15 protein-coding genes are annotated in these 12,476 nt (G+C 70.8%); 11 read left to right on the top strand and 4 right to left on the bottom strand.

The window, feature by feature from the left end; all coding sequences use genetic code 11:
* Positions 1-29 precede the first annotated feature (29 nt).
* From P2P98_RS18795 to P2P98_RS18785, 3 genes are read left to right on the top strand one after another with little or no spacing between them, the layout of a single operon-like run.
* Complete coding sequence (locus P2P98_RS18795) at positions 30-638, top strand: MerR family transcriptional regulator (protein ID WP_275801796.1); 609 nt, start codon at positions 30-32, stop codon at positions 636-638.
* 44 nt (positions 639-682) lie between these two features.
* Positions 683-1,651, top strand: a complete 969-nt coding sequence (locus P2P98_RS18790) for a GNAT family N-acetyltransferase (protein ID WP_275801795.1) — start codon at positions 683-685, stop codon at positions 1,649-1,651.
* On the top strand, positions 1,648-3,393 hold the full coding sequence (locus P2P98_RS18785) for a S16 family serine protease (RefSeq protein WP_275801794.1): 1,746 nt from the start codon (positions 1,648-1,650) through the stop codon (positions 3,391-3,393). The genes P2P98_RS18790 and P2P98_RS18785 overlap by 4 nt, the downstream gene beginning before the upstream one ends.
* A 65-nt stretch (positions 3,394-3,458) precedes the next feature.
* Here P2P98_RS18785 and P2P98_RS18780 read toward each other — a convergent pair whose 3' ends face one another.
* Positions 3,459-4,229, bottom strand: a complete 771-nt coding sequence (locus P2P98_RS18780) for a siderophore-interacting protein (RefSeq protein ID WP_275801816.1) — start codon at positions 4,227-4,229, stop codon at positions 3,459-3,461.
* Positions 4,230-4,318: 89 nt separating this feature from the next.
* Between P2P98_RS18780 and P2P98_RS18775 the strand changes: the two genes are divergently transcribed.
* The 4 genes from P2P98_RS18775 to P2P98_RS18760 are packed head-to-tail and all read left to right on the top strand — an operon-like array spanning position 4,319 to position 8,057.
* Positions 4,319-5,284, top strand: a complete 966-nt coding sequence (locus P2P98_RS18775) for an ABC transporter substrate-binding protein (RefSeq protein ID WP_275801793.1) — start codon at positions 4,319-4,321, stop codon at positions 5,282-5,284.
* A 40-nt stretch (positions 5,285-5,324) separates the two neighbouring features.
* Positions 5,325-6,299 carry an iron chelate uptake ABC transporter family permease subunit gene (locus P2P98_RS18770; RefSeq protein WP_275801792.1) on the top strand — a complete coding sequence of 325 codons (975 nt, stop codon included), beginning with the start codon at positions 5,325-5,327 and terminating at the stop codon, positions 6,297-6,299.
* Positions 6,292-7,302: an iron chelate uptake ABC transporter family permease subunit gene (locus tag P2P98_RS18765; protein ID WP_275801791.1), complete on the top strand. Its 1,011-nt coding sequence runs from the start codon at positions 6,292-6,294 to the stop codon at positions 7,300-7,302. Before P2P98_RS18770 ends, P2P98_RS18765 begins: the two co-directional genes overlap by 8 nt.
* Positions 7,299-8,057: an ATP-binding cassette domain-containing protein gene (locus P2P98_RS18760; protein ID WP_275801790.1), complete on the top strand. Its 759-nt coding sequence runs from the start codon at positions 7,299-7,301 to the stop codon at positions 8,055-8,057. The genes P2P98_RS18765 and P2P98_RS18760 overlap by 4 nt, the downstream gene beginning before the upstream one ends.
* A 10-nt stretch (positions 8,058-8,067) precedes the next feature.
* Here P2P98_RS18760 and P2P98_RS18755 read toward each other — a convergent pair whose 3' ends face one another.
* Positions 8,068-8,289, bottom strand: coding sequence for a hypothetical protein (locus tag P2P98_RS18755; protein WP_275801789.1), 222 nt, complete (start codon positions 8,287-8,289; stop codon positions 8,068-8,070).
* A 54-nt stretch (positions 8,290-8,343) separates the two neighbouring features.
* Here P2P98_RS18755 and P2P98_RS18750 point away from each other — a divergent pair, with 54 nt between their 5' ends.
* On the top strand, positions 8,344-9,177 hold the full coding sequence (locus P2P98_RS18750) for a siderophore-interacting protein (RefSeq protein WP_275801787.1): 834 nt from the start codon (positions 8,344-8,346) through the stop codon (positions 9,175-9,177).
* A 102-nt stretch (positions 9,178-9,279) separates the two neighbouring features.
* Here the strand turns inward: P2P98_RS18750 and P2P98_RS18745 are convergent, their stop codons facing one another.
* On the bottom strand, positions 9,280-10,269 hold the full coding sequence (locus P2P98_RS18745; protein ID WP_275801786.1) for a DNA-3-methyladenine glycosylase 2 family protein: 990 nt from the start codon (positions 10,267-10,269) through the stop codon (positions 9,280-9,282).
* An 86-nt stretch (positions 10,270-10,355) separates the two neighbouring features.
* Complete coding sequence (locus tag P2P98_RS18740) at positions 10,356-11,132, bottom strand: winged helix-turn-helix domain-containing protein (protein WP_275801785.1); 777 nt, start codon at positions 11,130-11,132, stop codon at positions 10,356-10,358.
* A 435-nt stretch (positions 11,133-11,567) separates the two neighbouring features.
* Here P2P98_RS18740 and P2P98_RS18735 point away from each other — a divergent pair, with 435 nt between their 5' ends.
* From P2P98_RS18735 to P2P98_RS18725, 3 genes are all read left to right on the top strand, one after another.
* Positions 11,568-11,861: a GNAT family N-acetyltransferase gene (locus P2P98_RS18735; protein WP_275801784.1), complete on the top strand. Its 294-nt coding sequence runs from the start codon at positions 11,568-11,570 to the stop codon at positions 11,859-11,861.
* 82 nt (positions 11,862-11,943) lie between these two features.
* The gene (locus tag P2P98_RS18730; RefSeq protein ID WP_275801783.1) at positions 11,944-12,153 is read left to right on the top strand and encodes a hypothetical protein; all 210 of its coding nucleotides are present in this window, start codon (positions 11,944-11,946) and stop codon (positions 12,151-12,153) included.
* A gap of 1 nt (position 12,154) precedes the next feature.
* A complete protein-coding gene (locus P2P98_RS18725) occupies positions 12,155-12,475 on the top strand; it encodes a hypothetical protein (RefSeq protein ID WP_275801782.1) in 321 nt (106 codons plus the stop codon).
* The last annotated feature ends 1 nt before the right edge of the window (position 12,476 follow it).

Here is a 12,476-nt window from a genome sequence, read left to right as displayed (position 1 = left end):
AGTAGGGCTATCGAGTCAAGGGGGTCGGCGTGCGGATTTCGGAACTGTCGACGGAGAGCGGCGTCCCCGTCGCGACGATCAAGTACTACCTGCGCGAGAAGCTGCTGCCGGAAGGGGAGCGATCCTCGCCCACGCAGGCGTCGTACGGCACCGCTCACGTGCAGCGGCTCGGCGTGATCCGCGCGCTCGTCGACGCCGGCGTCGGCATCGCGGGGGTGCGCAAGGTCGTCGGCGTGCTCGAGGAGCCACCCGAGAACCCCTACGACCTTCTCGGTGCGGCCAACGCCGCGGTGACACCCGAGGTCGTCGGAGACCCCGACCTGACGGAGGCCACCGCGTTGCTCGAGCGGATGGGGGGAAGCCCCGAGAAATGTTTCCCCGAGCAACTCGCGGCGGTCGCGCACGCCCTCGCGGCCCTCGATCGCGCGGGGTTCACGGTGCCGGAGACCGTGATGGACGCGTACCTCGAGCACCTGTCCGCGATCGCCGAGGCCGAACTCGCCGCGACGCCCGAGACATCGATCGAAGACGCGGTGCGGTACGTGGTGCTCGGTACCGCTCTCGTCGAGCCGCTGATCCTCGCTCTCCGTCGCGTCGCCGAGCAGGTCGCCGCGTCGCGACGCTTCGGCACGGGCTGACGTACAAGCAGACCCCGGGCGGCACCCCGGGGTACGGTCGAAGGATGGCCGTCACCCTGCACCGGGCGCCCGTCGCTGAGATCGACCCCCGCACTCTGTATCGCCTCCTCTGGCTGCGCGTGACGGTGTTCGTCGTCGAGCAAGAAGCGGCCTACCCCGAGATCGACGGCCGTGACATCGAGCCGGGTGCCGAGCTGATGTGGGCCAGCGAGGGCGACGAGGTGCTCGCGACCCTCCGCCTCCTGCGCGAGCCGACGAACACGCGCATCGGCCGCGTCGCCACCGCTGCCGCAGCCCGTGGCCGTGGCCTCGCTGCCGACCTCATGCGCGAGGCCGTCGATATTCTGGATGCCGAGGCCCCCGGCGTCCCGATCCTTCTCGACGCGCAGGCTCACCTGGCGTCGTGGTACGGACGATTCGGCTTCGTCGTGTCGGGGGCGCCCTTCGCCGAGGACGGCATCCCGCACGTGCCCATGCGGCGCACGCGCCTCGACACCGAGCGCCTCGTGCTGCGCGAATGGACCCGGTCCGACGATGACCGGGCGTTCCTCTTCGACATGTACCGGCGAGCGGAAGTCCGTCAGTACCTCGGCGACGGCCGGGCGATGACCGATCCGGCCGAGGTCGACGCGACCCTCGACCGCTGGACGAGCCTGGCCGACGGCATCCTCGGAGTCCGAGCCGTCGAGACGCGCGACGGCCGCCGGCTCGGATCAGTGCTATTGAAGCGCATCCCCTGGTCGGCGGGTGCGGGCGACGGGCGGCCCGAAGACATCGAGATCGGCTGGCACTTCCACCCCGACGCGTGGGGGTCCGGGTACGCCACCGAGGCCGCGGCCGCGGTCCTCGCGCTCGCCCACGAGAACGGCATCCGCACGATCGTGGCGGTCACGAATCCGGTGAACACGGCATCCGGCGCCGTCGCGCAGCGCATCGGGCTGCGCCCGGCGGGTGAGACGGCCGACTACTACGACACCACCTGCGCGCTCTACGTCGGCGAGGCCGACGCGTGAGAGCCTGCGCGGCGGCGGTGACGGCCCTAGCCCTCGCGTGCACGCTCGTGCTCGCCGGGTGCGACCTCGGGTTCTCGCTCGGTTTCGGCGGCAAGCCCGACGGGCACTTCGAAGGCAGTGAGCTCACCGTCCCGGTGCTCTACGTCAGCGGCGGCAAGGGAGGTGTGGCGACCCAACGGATCACCGCCGAAGCGGCCGACGGCGGCGACCTCAGCATTGACATCACCGAGAACGACGTCAGCGGTGTCGCCCCGGTCACGCAGTCCGCGACCTGGACCGCCGTCACGGCGGCCACGCTCCTCACCGGGGCGCGTCCCGACACGGCGTACACCTTCGGCTTCGACGCCCGCATCAACACTCCCGCCGCCGGAGCCGTGACCGCGGTCGGCGTGCTCGCGCTCTACTACGGCAGCGAGATCCAGCCCGGCGTCGCCCTCGCGGGAGGGGTGACGCCGTTCGGAACCGTGAGCCCGGTCGCGGGCCTTCCTGAGCAGGTGTCGGCGGCGATCGAGGCGGGCGGGATCGACACCATCCTCGTCCCGGTCGGACAGCGGATCGCCGCGGATGCCAACGGCCAACCGATCGACCTCGATCAGGTCGCGGCGACCGGCGGAATGACCATCACCGAGGTCGCCGACGTCGCGAGTGCCTACGCGATCATGACCGGCGAAGACCTGCCGGAGGCGGCATTCCCCACCCCCGCCGCTTCTCCGACGCCGCTGCCGACCGCGACGGAGGGGCCGGCCGAACCTGGCGACGATGCGTTCGACATCGCCGTCAACAGTGCGCTGGCCCGCGCAGAGGCATCGCTCACGACGGCGAGCGACGCCTCGCTCGCCGAGCGCTCCCGTGCGACCGCCGACCGCGCACGAGCACTACGCGAGGCCGGCGACGGTGGGGGAGCATTCGCCGCCGCCGCGACGGCAGCGGACGATGCCGCGGTGGCGGGTGCCCCGGCCGCTGACGCGGTGTCGGTCGGTGTCACGCGCACGGCGGCGGAAGACCTGCTGGACGAGGCGTCGCAGAGTCCTCCCGAAACGCTCGACGCCGCCGATCTCTCGCTCGAGGTCGTCGGAGCGGCCGCCGATGCCTACGCGCTCGCCGCCTACGCGGAGGCCGCCCTCGACGCGGGAGGAGAAGCGGCGCCGACCGCCGCGGCTCTCGCGGCTTCGGCGCTCGCCCGTGCGCAAGAGAGCGCCGCGCTGCGCGATGCGCTCGGCACCGGGGCGGGGTCGATCTCGCGCGACGCCGACCTCGACGGCCTCGGCTCGCTGTTGCGGCGGGCGGCGATCGCCGCCACCGACGCGTACGAGTCGCGCGCGGGCGACGCACCCGTCAGCGCGGGCGACCTGCCGGCCGTGCGGCTCGCTGCCTTCGACGCCGCCCGCGACGACCTCGAGTCGATCGCCGACGACGACGCGTGGCTCGGTCTCGCGCTCGCCGCGACCGCTTTCAGCCGCACCGTTCCGCCGCTCGCCACGCAGCAGGCGGTGCGCGTTCCCGAGGGCGTCGACCCGACGGCGGCGGTCCAGCAGCGCATCGCCGTCGGCGACGAGTACGCGGTGCGCGCGGTCGACGCGCTCGCCGACGCGGGGGCCGAGGTGCCCCTCGTCCGCGGAGCCCTCAGCGACGCGACGGCGACGGCCACGGCAGCTCCCGCTCCCGGCGCGTCGTCGGTGTACGCGACCCCGTTCCTGCGGGCACGCGTACTCGCGTTCGCGGCCGGCGTCGAGCGCGAGTAGAGCGCGGACACTCGTGCGCAACGCCTGGCCGGGCCCCGTGCTCTGACCGCCGGCGTCGGACACGTTCAGTGCGGAGCGTGGTATTCCGTTGTCCCGCGCTTCCAATACCCCTTGACCACGGTGGCGGCGGGGTCGCTCGACCACCGATCGAGCAGCAGAGCTCGTCCGGCGCGGACGATCGACTGTTCCGCGGCGACGAAGCCGAAAACGCATCCCTCCGGCTGCTCCTCGACGTCGAGCGCGTCGAGCCAGTCCGCGAGTTCCTCGCCGGCCGGTCGGTCGCCCCGATGCACCTGAATCACTTGCACGCCCGGGGGAGCGGCGACGGGGAGGTCGTGGGCGGCATCCGGAACCTCGATCGCGATGCGACCGACGGCGTCGTCGTCCATCGCCGCGGCGAATCGGCGGATCGCGGGAACCGCTGTCTCGTCGCCCGCGAGGAGCCACGCGTCCGGGCGCCCGACGAGCACCATCGAGCCGCGCGGCCCTCCGACGCCGACGGGTGCGCCGAGGGGAGCCGTCTCGGCCCAGCGACTGCCGACCCCGTCACCGTGCAGAGCGACGTCGATGTCGAGCCAGCCGCTCTCGGCATCCCAGCTCACCGGGGTGTACTCGCGGCTCGGCGCGGACCGAACGTCGTCCGCCGGTTCTGACGGGAAGAACACGCGGATGTGATCGTCGGCGCCGGGCGAGTCGAAACCCCGGAGGTCGGCTCCCTCGAACCGCAGCCGGACATACGACGGCGTCAGGAAGGTTCGGGCGGCGAGCCTCGCCGAGCGGAAGATCAGCTCGTGACGGCGGGGTTCGAGGCGGGCTCCGAGGCCCGGGTTCGACATCTTCACAAAGCTAAGGCTAACCTAACTTCGCGACCGGCCCCGGAGTGTGGCCGGTCCTCATCGCACATACAGCACTGGAGAGATCCCGCATGAGTACTCGTCTGATTCGTCCCCTCGCCGCCGCGTCCGTCGCGGCGGTTCTGGCCCTCACCGGCTGCGCCTCGGGAGCGGCCGCTCCCGCCGAGCAGGCTGCCGCGACCACCGTCACGGTCGAAGACAACCACGGCTCGATCGAGGTTCCCGTGGCCCCCGAGCGGGTCGTCGCGCTCGACAACACGACGTTCGAGACGCTCAGCGAGTGGGGCGTGACGCTCGTCGCCGCCCCCAAGCCGCTCATGTACGACCTCTGGCCCTCGCTCTCGGGCGGCGATGAGGTGCTCGACGCGGGCCTGCACCGCGAGCCGAACATCGAGAACATCCTCGCCTCCGAGCCCGACTTGATCGTCGGCGGATACCGCTTCCGCGAGATCTACGACCAGCTGAAAGAGATCCAGCCCGCGACGATCGAGACGAGCCCGCGCGACGGCGAGGAGCACACGTCCGAGCTCAAGCGCCAGACCGCCATCCTCGGCCAGGTCTTCGACAAGAACGACGAGGCGGCGAAGCTGAACGCCGATCTGGATGCTGCGATCGCCGACGCCAAGGCGGCCTACGACCCATCGCAGACCGTGATGGGTCTGATCACCTCCGGAGGGAAGATCTCGTACGCCGCTCCCGGAGAGGGCCGCGGTGTCGGCCACCTCTTCCCGACGCTGGGCCTGACTCCCGCTCTCGACCGCGCGGCCGAGGACGCGTCGCACGGCGACGACATCAGCGTCGAGGCGATCGCCGCCGCGAACCCGGAGTGGCTGTTCGTGCTCGACCGCGACGCGATGTTCGGCGAGGACGGCTACGTCTCGGCGAAGGAGCTCGTCGAGAACGCCGAGGCGCTGAAGAACGTCCCCGCGGTGCAGAAGGGGCAGATCGTCTACCTCGACGGCAGCTTCTACCTCGACGAGGGAATCCAGGCCTACACGAAGCTCTACCGTTCGGCCGCCGAGGCGTTCGCCTCCTGATCCCGGTGGGGGTCCGGATGCCGGGCCCCCACCCCTCACCATGATCGTCACCACTCATCCCCCTCGAACGCTCACCCATCGCCTCGCGCTGCCCGCGGCCACCGCGGGCGTCGCCGCGCTCGTCGTCGCGTCGCTCTTCGTCGGGGCCTACGACCTGGCCGCCGACTCCTTCGGCGCCGAGATGTTCTTCATCTCGCGCGTGCCGCGTACGCTCGCGCTCGTCCTCGCCGGCTGCGCGATGGCCGTCTCGGGCCTGATCATGCAGCTGCTCACGCAGAACCGCTTCGTCGAGCCGTCCACCACGGGCACTTCCGAATGGGCCGCCCTGGGACTACTCGTCACGGTCCTCCTCGCCCCGGCCGCACCTCTGCTCGTGCGCATGGTCGTGGCATCCGTCGCGGCATTCGTCGGGACCATGATCTTCATCGGCATCCTGCGCCGGATCTCGTTGCGGTCCTCTCTCGTCGTGCCGCTCATCGGGATCATGCTCGGCGCGGTGGTCTCGGCGTTCACGACCTACCTCGCCGTGTCGACGAACTCCCTCCAGATGCTCGGGACGTGGTTCATGGGCAGCTTCACCTCGATCGTCCGCGGGCGGTACGAGGTGCTCTGGATCGTGGCGATCGTGGTCTTCCTCGTCTTCCTCTACGCCGACCGCATCACGGTCGCCGGCCTCGGTCGCGACATCGCGACCTCCGTCGGCCTCGATCACACGCGCGTGATGCTCATCGGCACCGGTCTCGTCGCCGTCGCCACGGGCGTCACGACCGTGGTCGTCGGCTTCCTGCCGTTCCTCGGATTGGTCGTTCCGAACCTCGTCTCGATGTGGCGCGGCGACAACGCCCGCGCCAACCTGCCCTGGGTGTGCCTCGGCGGCGTGGCCATCGTCATCGTGTGCGACATCGTCGGACGGGTGATCCGGATGCCGTTCGAGGTCCCCGTCTCGATGATCCTCGGGGTCGTCGGTTCCGCGGTCTTCATCACCCTGCTCTTGAGGATGCGTGCCCGTGGCTGAGGTCCTGACCCGTCACGCGCCGGCGATCCGGCTCGGCCGTCCGCGGATCGCCGTGCGCTTCGGCATCCTGGCCCTCGTCGTCGTGGTCGCGGCCGTGGGCGTGCTGACCTGGAACGTGCCGGGTGAGCCCGGTTCACGTGCCTTCTGGCTCGCCGTCAACCTGCGCGTCGTGAGCGTCGCGACCATCGCCCTCGTCGCCTGTTGCCAGGCGGTGGCGACGGTGCTGTTCCACACGGCCACGGCGAACCGCATCCTGACCCCGTCGATCATGGGGTTCGACGCGCTCTACGTCGTGATGCAGACCGCGCTCGTGTTCTTCTTCGGCAGTGCCGCGCTTTCGGCGACCGACGGCCTGCTCAAGGTCGTGGTCCAGAGCGTGCTCATGGTCGGGTTCGCCACGCTGCTCTACGGCTGGCTGTTCGCCGGCCGCCGCGGCAACCTCCACATCATGCTGCTGGTCGGCGTGGTGTTGGGGGTCGGCTTCGGCTCGCTCTCGACGGTCATGCAGCGGCTGCTCACCCCGAGTGATTTCGACATCCTGTCGGCCCGCCTTTTCGGCAACCTGTCGAACTCGGATGCCGATTACCTGCCGTGGGGTGCCCTGGTCGTCGCCGTGGTGCTCGTGCTCGTCTGGCGCGCGCAACACCGGCTCGACGTGCTGGCGCTCGGCCGCGAGGCATCCGTCAATCTGGGACTCGCCTACCGGCGCGAGGTCGTCGGGATGCTCGTGCTCGTGGCCGTGCTCATCTCGGTGTCGACCACGATGGTGGGTCCGATGACGTTCTTCGGTTTCATCGTCGCGACCCTCGCGTACCAGCTCGCGGGCTCGGCGCAGCACCGCGTGGTGCTGCCGTTCGCCGTGCTGCTCGGCATGGCGACCCTGCTCGGCGGGTACTTCGTGCTGCGGCACGTGTTCTACGCCGCCGGGATGCTCTCGATCATCATCGAGTTCGTCGGCGGCCTGTTCTTCCTCGTCTATCTGCTTCGAAAGGGCAGCCTGTGATCTCGCTCACCGATGTCACCATGACCTACGGCGACCTCACCGTCCTCGGCCCCGTGACCCTCGACATCCCCGCCGGTGGGGTCACGGCCCTCGTCGGCCCGAACGGTGCGGGCAAGTCGACCCTCCTCACGATCGTCGGTCGTCTGGCGACGGCGACGAGCGGTCGCGTCACCATCGCCGGTCACGACGTGACGACCACGCCCGGTCGGGCGCTCGCGAAGATCGTGTCGATCCTCCGCCAGGAGAATCACTTCGTCACCCGCCTCACCGTGCGCGAACTCGTCGGCTTCGGACGCTTCCCGCACTCGCAGGGCCGTCTCACCGCCGACGACCACGCGAGGATCGACGAGGCCATCGCCTTCCTCGACCTGACCGAGCTGTCGGGTCGGTACCTCGACCAGCTCTCCGGCGGACAGCGCCAACGGGCCTACGTCGCTATGGTTCTCGCGCAGGACACCGACTACATCCTCCTTGACGAGCCGCTGAACAACCTCGACATGAAGCACGCCGTCGCGATGATGGGCCAGCTCCGGCGGGCTGCCGACGAGCTCGGCAAGACCATCGTCATCGTGGTGCACGACATCAACTTCGCGGCGGCCTACGCCGACCGCATCGTCGCGCTGTCGGACGGGAGGGTCGCGCACGTCGGCACGCCGGACGACCTCATGACCTCATCGACGCTCGAGAACGTCTTCGGCACGCCGGTAGAGGTGCGCCGAGACGGCCCGTACCCCTTGGCGGTGTACTACCGATGAGCCGTCATCGTCACAACTGGATGCCGTTGTCCTCGTCGTTCACGCCGACGTTCCGCCCGCGGCTCGACTCGTACGCGATGAGCCATCCCACCGACACGGCGGCGGCCAGGATCAGGCCGAGCCACACGTTCTGCCACACCAGGCCGAACACGATGCCGACGATGAACAGCACCACGCTGCCGAGGACCCAATACGTGCGTCCGCGCGGCCAACCCGTTCCCGTCTGCGTCATGCGCCCAGCCTAGGGGCAGCCCCCTCCACCCCGACCCGCACGCGAAAGAAGACCATGGCACGAACGAACGCCGCGCAGACGCGGCAGAAGCCCGAGAAGAGCGAACTCCTCACCCTCCGCGTGCGGGAGCGGCGACGCCTCTCGCCCTCGTTCGCTCGCGTGACGGTGATCGGTGACGATCTCGAGCGCTTCTCGCCGCGGGGGCGGGACCAGTGGTTCCGGCTGTTCCTCCCCGTGTCCGAGGGCTCGCTCTCGCGCCTGCCGAGCAGGCTCGACACCCTCACGTACTTCCGATATCTCGCGATCGCCAAGACAGAGCGTCCGGTCCTGCGCAACTACACCGTCGCGGGGTTCCGTCCCTCGGGTGAGCACGGCCCGGAGCTCGACATCGACTTCGTGCTGCACGGCTCCGCCGCCGACGGGACCGCAGGCCCCGCGGCGACCTGGGCGGAGACCTGCCGCCCCGGTGACGCGGTCGCGATCCTCGACGAGGGCATCCTCTTCGCCCCGGCCGCCGGCGTCACGGGACCCTACGCCCTCGTGGGCGACGAGACGGCGCTCCCCGCGATCGCCGGCATCCTGGCATCCCTCCCCGCTGACGCCACCGGCACCGCGATGATCGAAGTCCCGGATGCGGGGGACGTGCGCGACCTCATCGCTCCCGCGGGTGTCGCGGTGCGGTGGGTCGTCCGCGTCGACCCGCGCGCGACGCCCGGGACCTCGATTCGCGACGAGGCGATCGCGGCGGCTGCGGAAACACCCGCCTACGCGTGGGTGGCGGGGGAGCAGTCGCTCGTGGCCGCGATGCGCCGACAGTGGGTGCGCGTCGGCGTCGACAAGCGTGCGATCTCGTTCACCGGGTATTGGCGGGCGCCGCGGGGTCACTGACGTCGCCTGGTCTTCGGTTCGCATCGCCCGGGCCCGCCCTTACCTCGCCGATGTCGGTGGGGCACGCGCTCGCTTCTCCCGGCGATACGGAGGCCGAAGCGGTCAGCGGTCGCGATGGTCCTCGGGGTGCAGTCGCGGTCCGCGGCGCGGTTCGAGCGCCGAGCCGACGTAGATGAGCCGGATCACTCGCTGGCGGTGTCCCGCGAAGGGCTCGAGCAGCTCGAGCATGCCGTCGTCGTCGGTGCGGTGGCCGGTGAGGGCGTATCCCACCTGGTGCGCGAGGTGGTAGTCGCCCACGCTGACGGCATCCGGGTCTCCGAACGCGCGGATGCGGGTTTCGGCACTGGTCCAGATGCCGACCCCGCGAAGGCTGATGAACACGCGGTCGCGCGCTTCGCCGTCGGTGGCGGCGCTCGCCGCGCGCACGACGGACTCGCCGCGTCGCGCCGTCTCGACGATCGTGCGGGACTGCGGAGGCTCGAGCCCCGCGCGATGCCACGCCCACGACGGGACGTGACGCCACCCGTCGATGTCGGGCGGGGCGAACAGCGGCCGCGGGGTGGGACCGGGGGCGCGTTCGCCGTACCAGGTGACGATGCTGCGCCAGGCCGAGAACGCCTGGAGGCTCGTGACCTTCTGCTCCATGATGGCGCTGACCAGCGCGTCGAAGACGAGATCGGTGCGTCCGATGCGGAGGTCGGGGTGCCGCCGGTGCCACTCAGCGACCGAGGGATGCCGCGAGGCATCGAATCCGTCGGGATCGTCGAGCTTGCCGCAGAGCGCCGGCAGCTGGTCGAGCGCCCATTCGGCACCGGGGCCCCACGCCGCCGCGCGCACCGCGCCCCCGATGCTCTGGCGCAGGGCGAGTGTCGCGACGCCGAGCGGGGTGCGGCTGACGCGCCAGACGACGCCGCCGTCGCGCAGCGGCATCGACGAGAAGTAGGTCGGGTCGTTGCGGCCGTGCCGTTGGGCGGCGACGGCGCGACCGATGTCGACGGGCTGCGCGGGACGGTACTCGCCCTCGATCGGGCGATCGGCCGGGACCGGAAGCTCGCGCGGCGTCTGCCGCGTGCGCACCCCGGTCGATCTCATGCCGACACCCTACGTCGCCCCGCCGACATCGCGGCATCCGGGGCTTTTTCGCGCCCGCTGGAACGCGTGAGGTGCGGGGTGATCGATCAGAAGCGGTCGGGCGAGGGGGTGCCGTGACCGTAGCGGATCGAGACGTCGGCGTGACGGTCGAAGCGGTACCCCACGCCGCGCACCGTGCGCACGATGTCTTCGTACGCGCCGAGCTTGGCGCGCAGTCGGCGCACGTGCACGTCGATGGTGCGCTCGCCGGGGGCGTCGTCGTCGGTCGAGCCCTCCCAGAGGGATGCCACGAGCTCGGCGCGTTCGATCGTGCGACCCTCGCGCAGCACGAGGTACTGCAGGAGCTCGAACTCCTTGAAGGTGAACGCGGCCGACTCACCGTCGATGAGCACGCGCTTGCGCGAGATGTCGACGACCACGCCGCCGGGCGCACGGTCCTCTTCGGCGGGCTCGTCCTTGGTGCGGGCGACAGCGGACGGCTCGTGCAGGGCGAGGCGCACCACGTCGACGTCGCGGCCACCGGCTCCGGTCGGGGCGAGGGCGACCGTGGCGTACGTCTCGGCGGCGGGGGCGAGCTCGCCCAACGTGCGGCGCAGTGCCTCGACGAGCGTGCCGAGGCTCACTCCGGCGGCCGCGGCTTTCGCCTCGTCGATGCCGACGTAGAGGGCGAAACCGCGCGGGGCGGAACCCGCGGGGAGCGCGGGGCGGGCGGCCGGGGCGGCGGGGGCGGCTGCGGGGGCGGGCGCCGCGGCAGCCGGGGCCGGTGCGACGGCGGGACGCGCGGCGGGGTTCGCGGCGGGGTTCGCGGCGGCGGGGCGGATGACGGAGGTGGCGGGGCGGTCGAGAACAGCGGAGATCGACATGAGGATGAAGTCCTTGGGTGTGTGAACCCGGGCGTCGTCACGAGGCGGGGTTCTACGGGAGGTGAGAGCCGAGAGGCCGGTGCGCGGTGTCCGGACACGCGTGATCGACGCGCGACGCAGACGACCGGTGGACGATGTCGGCGTTCAGAAGCTCGAGATCGTCGGAGCGAGGGTCGCTGTTAGCGGCACATTCGACAACACATGACAACGCGGCCGGGCATCATCATGCCGGCAGTCCCGTTCGCCTCCCGGGCGGACAGAGAACGCGCATTGACAGTCATGGGGGGATTATGACGCAAGAAGTCCGGCGACGTCAAATCGCCCCCGATGTCGAGACCCGCGCATTCTGCTCAGTCGTGCGGGGTGAAGGTAAGAGCGGACCGTGCATTCTGCGCCAACGACGCCCGCTCCCCGTGGGCGGCGTAGCCTCTCGTCATGGCTGACCTGCTTTTCGCCGACGACAAGGCCGCGTCCCGTTTCACCCTGCATCGGGGCGACGATCTGGTCTCCGTTCTCGACTACCGCGACGACGGTCGCACCATTGCCCTCACCCGGGCGTTCACCATCCCGACCTTCCGCGGACACGGCTACGCCGCCGTCATCACCGAACGGGCTGTCGATGCCATCGAGGCGATGGGCGACCGCGAGATCCTTCCCGTCTGCTGGTACGTGGGGGAGTGGTTCGAAGCCCACCCCGAGCGTGCCGGCATCCTGAAACAGCGCACCTGACTACGCAGTGCCCCGGCGGGCGTCAACCCCTGCCCGCGTGACGCGCGATGCCGGGATGCTGGAGGCGTCGAAAGGGGAAGTCATGACCGACGACCGCGACCTGCCCGAAGGTGTCATCAACGCCGACCCGCCCGGCGGGTGGGAGAGCGGCGCCGTCGCCGACGGCGAGACCGTAGAGCAGAACGAGAACGCGAAGGGGTCGTCGCGCCTGAACGACGCCGCTCCTTCAGACCCCATCGAGGGGGATGCCGCCAGCCAGGGCATCGACCCCGATATGAGCACGGAGGACTGACATGTCGGACGAGACCCGAGCCCCGGAACCTTCCACCGGCCCCGACGGCGGCGCGTCGCCCGCCGATTCGGTCGGCGGAGCCCTGCACGACGAGGGCAAGCGCGCGGCGCGCCCCGACGAGCAGTCGGAGCCGATCATGGACACGCACGAGACCGACGACGAGGCCCGCATCGCCGGAGTCGTCGTACAGACCCGTGCCGACGTCGGCGGCAAGAGCGACGAGCGCGTCGCCGAGGTGCTGCGTCAGCGCTTCGCACAGATCGGACTCGAACTCGGCGACGACCGCATCCGCGCCCTTGCGGCTGAGGTCAACGCCTCCTGAA

The organism is Microbacterium sp. Kw_RZR3 (assembly GCF_029222405.1).
GTDB lineage: Bacteria > Actinomycetota > Actinomycetes > Actinomycetales > Microbacteriaceae > Microbacterium.
Note: the sequence above shows the minus strand (reverse complement) of the source record. Positions and strands in the feature narration are given on the sequence as shown.

Bases quoted from the DNA above. Each gene is read 5' to 3' on its own strand.
- P2P98_RS18725 (WP_275801782.1), top strand. From the start codon at position 12,155: ATGTCGGACGAGACCCGAGCCCCGGAACCTTCCACCGGCCCCGACGGC.
- P2P98_RS18730 (WP_275801783.1), top strand. From the start codon at position 11,944: ATGACCGACGACCGCGACCTGCCCGAAGGTGTCATCAACGCCGACCCG.
- P2P98_RS18775 (WP_275801793.1), top strand. From the start codon at position 4,319: ATGAGTACTCGTCTGATTCGTCCCCTCGCCGCCGCGTCCGTCGCGGCG.
- P2P98_RS18790 (WP_275801795.1), top strand. From the start codon at position 683: ATGGCCGTCACCCTGCACCGGGCGCCCGTCGCTGAGATCGACCCCCGC.
- P2P98_RS18740 (WP_275801785.1), bottom strand. From the start codon at position 11,132: ATGTCGATCTCCGCTGTTCTCGACCGCCCCGCCACCTCCGTCATCCGC.
- P2P98_RS18770 (WP_275801792.1), top strand. From the start codon at position 5,325: ATGATCGTCACCACTCATCCCCCTCGAACGCTCACCCATCGCCTCGCG.
- P2P98_RS18780 (WP_275801816.1), bottom strand. From the start codon at position 4,229: ATGTCGAACCCGGGCCTCGGAGCCCGCCTCGAACCCCGCCGTCACGAG.
- P2P98_RS18755 (WP_275801789.1), bottom strand. From the start codon at position 8,289: ATGACGCAGACGGGAACGGGTTGGCCGCGCGGACGCACGTATTGGGTC.
- P2P98_RS18745 (WP_275801786.1), bottom strand. From the start codon at position 10,269: ATGAGATCGACCGGGGTGCGCACGCGGCAGACGCCGCGCGAGCTTCCG.
- P2P98_RS18735 (WP_275801784.1), top strand. From the start codon at position 11,568: ATGGCTGACCTGCTTTTCGCCGACGACAAGGCCGCGTCCCGTTTCACC.
- P2P98_RS18750 (WP_275801787.1), top strand. From the start codon at position 8,344: ATGGCACGAACGAACGCCGCGCAGACGCGGCAGAAGCCCGAGAAGAGC.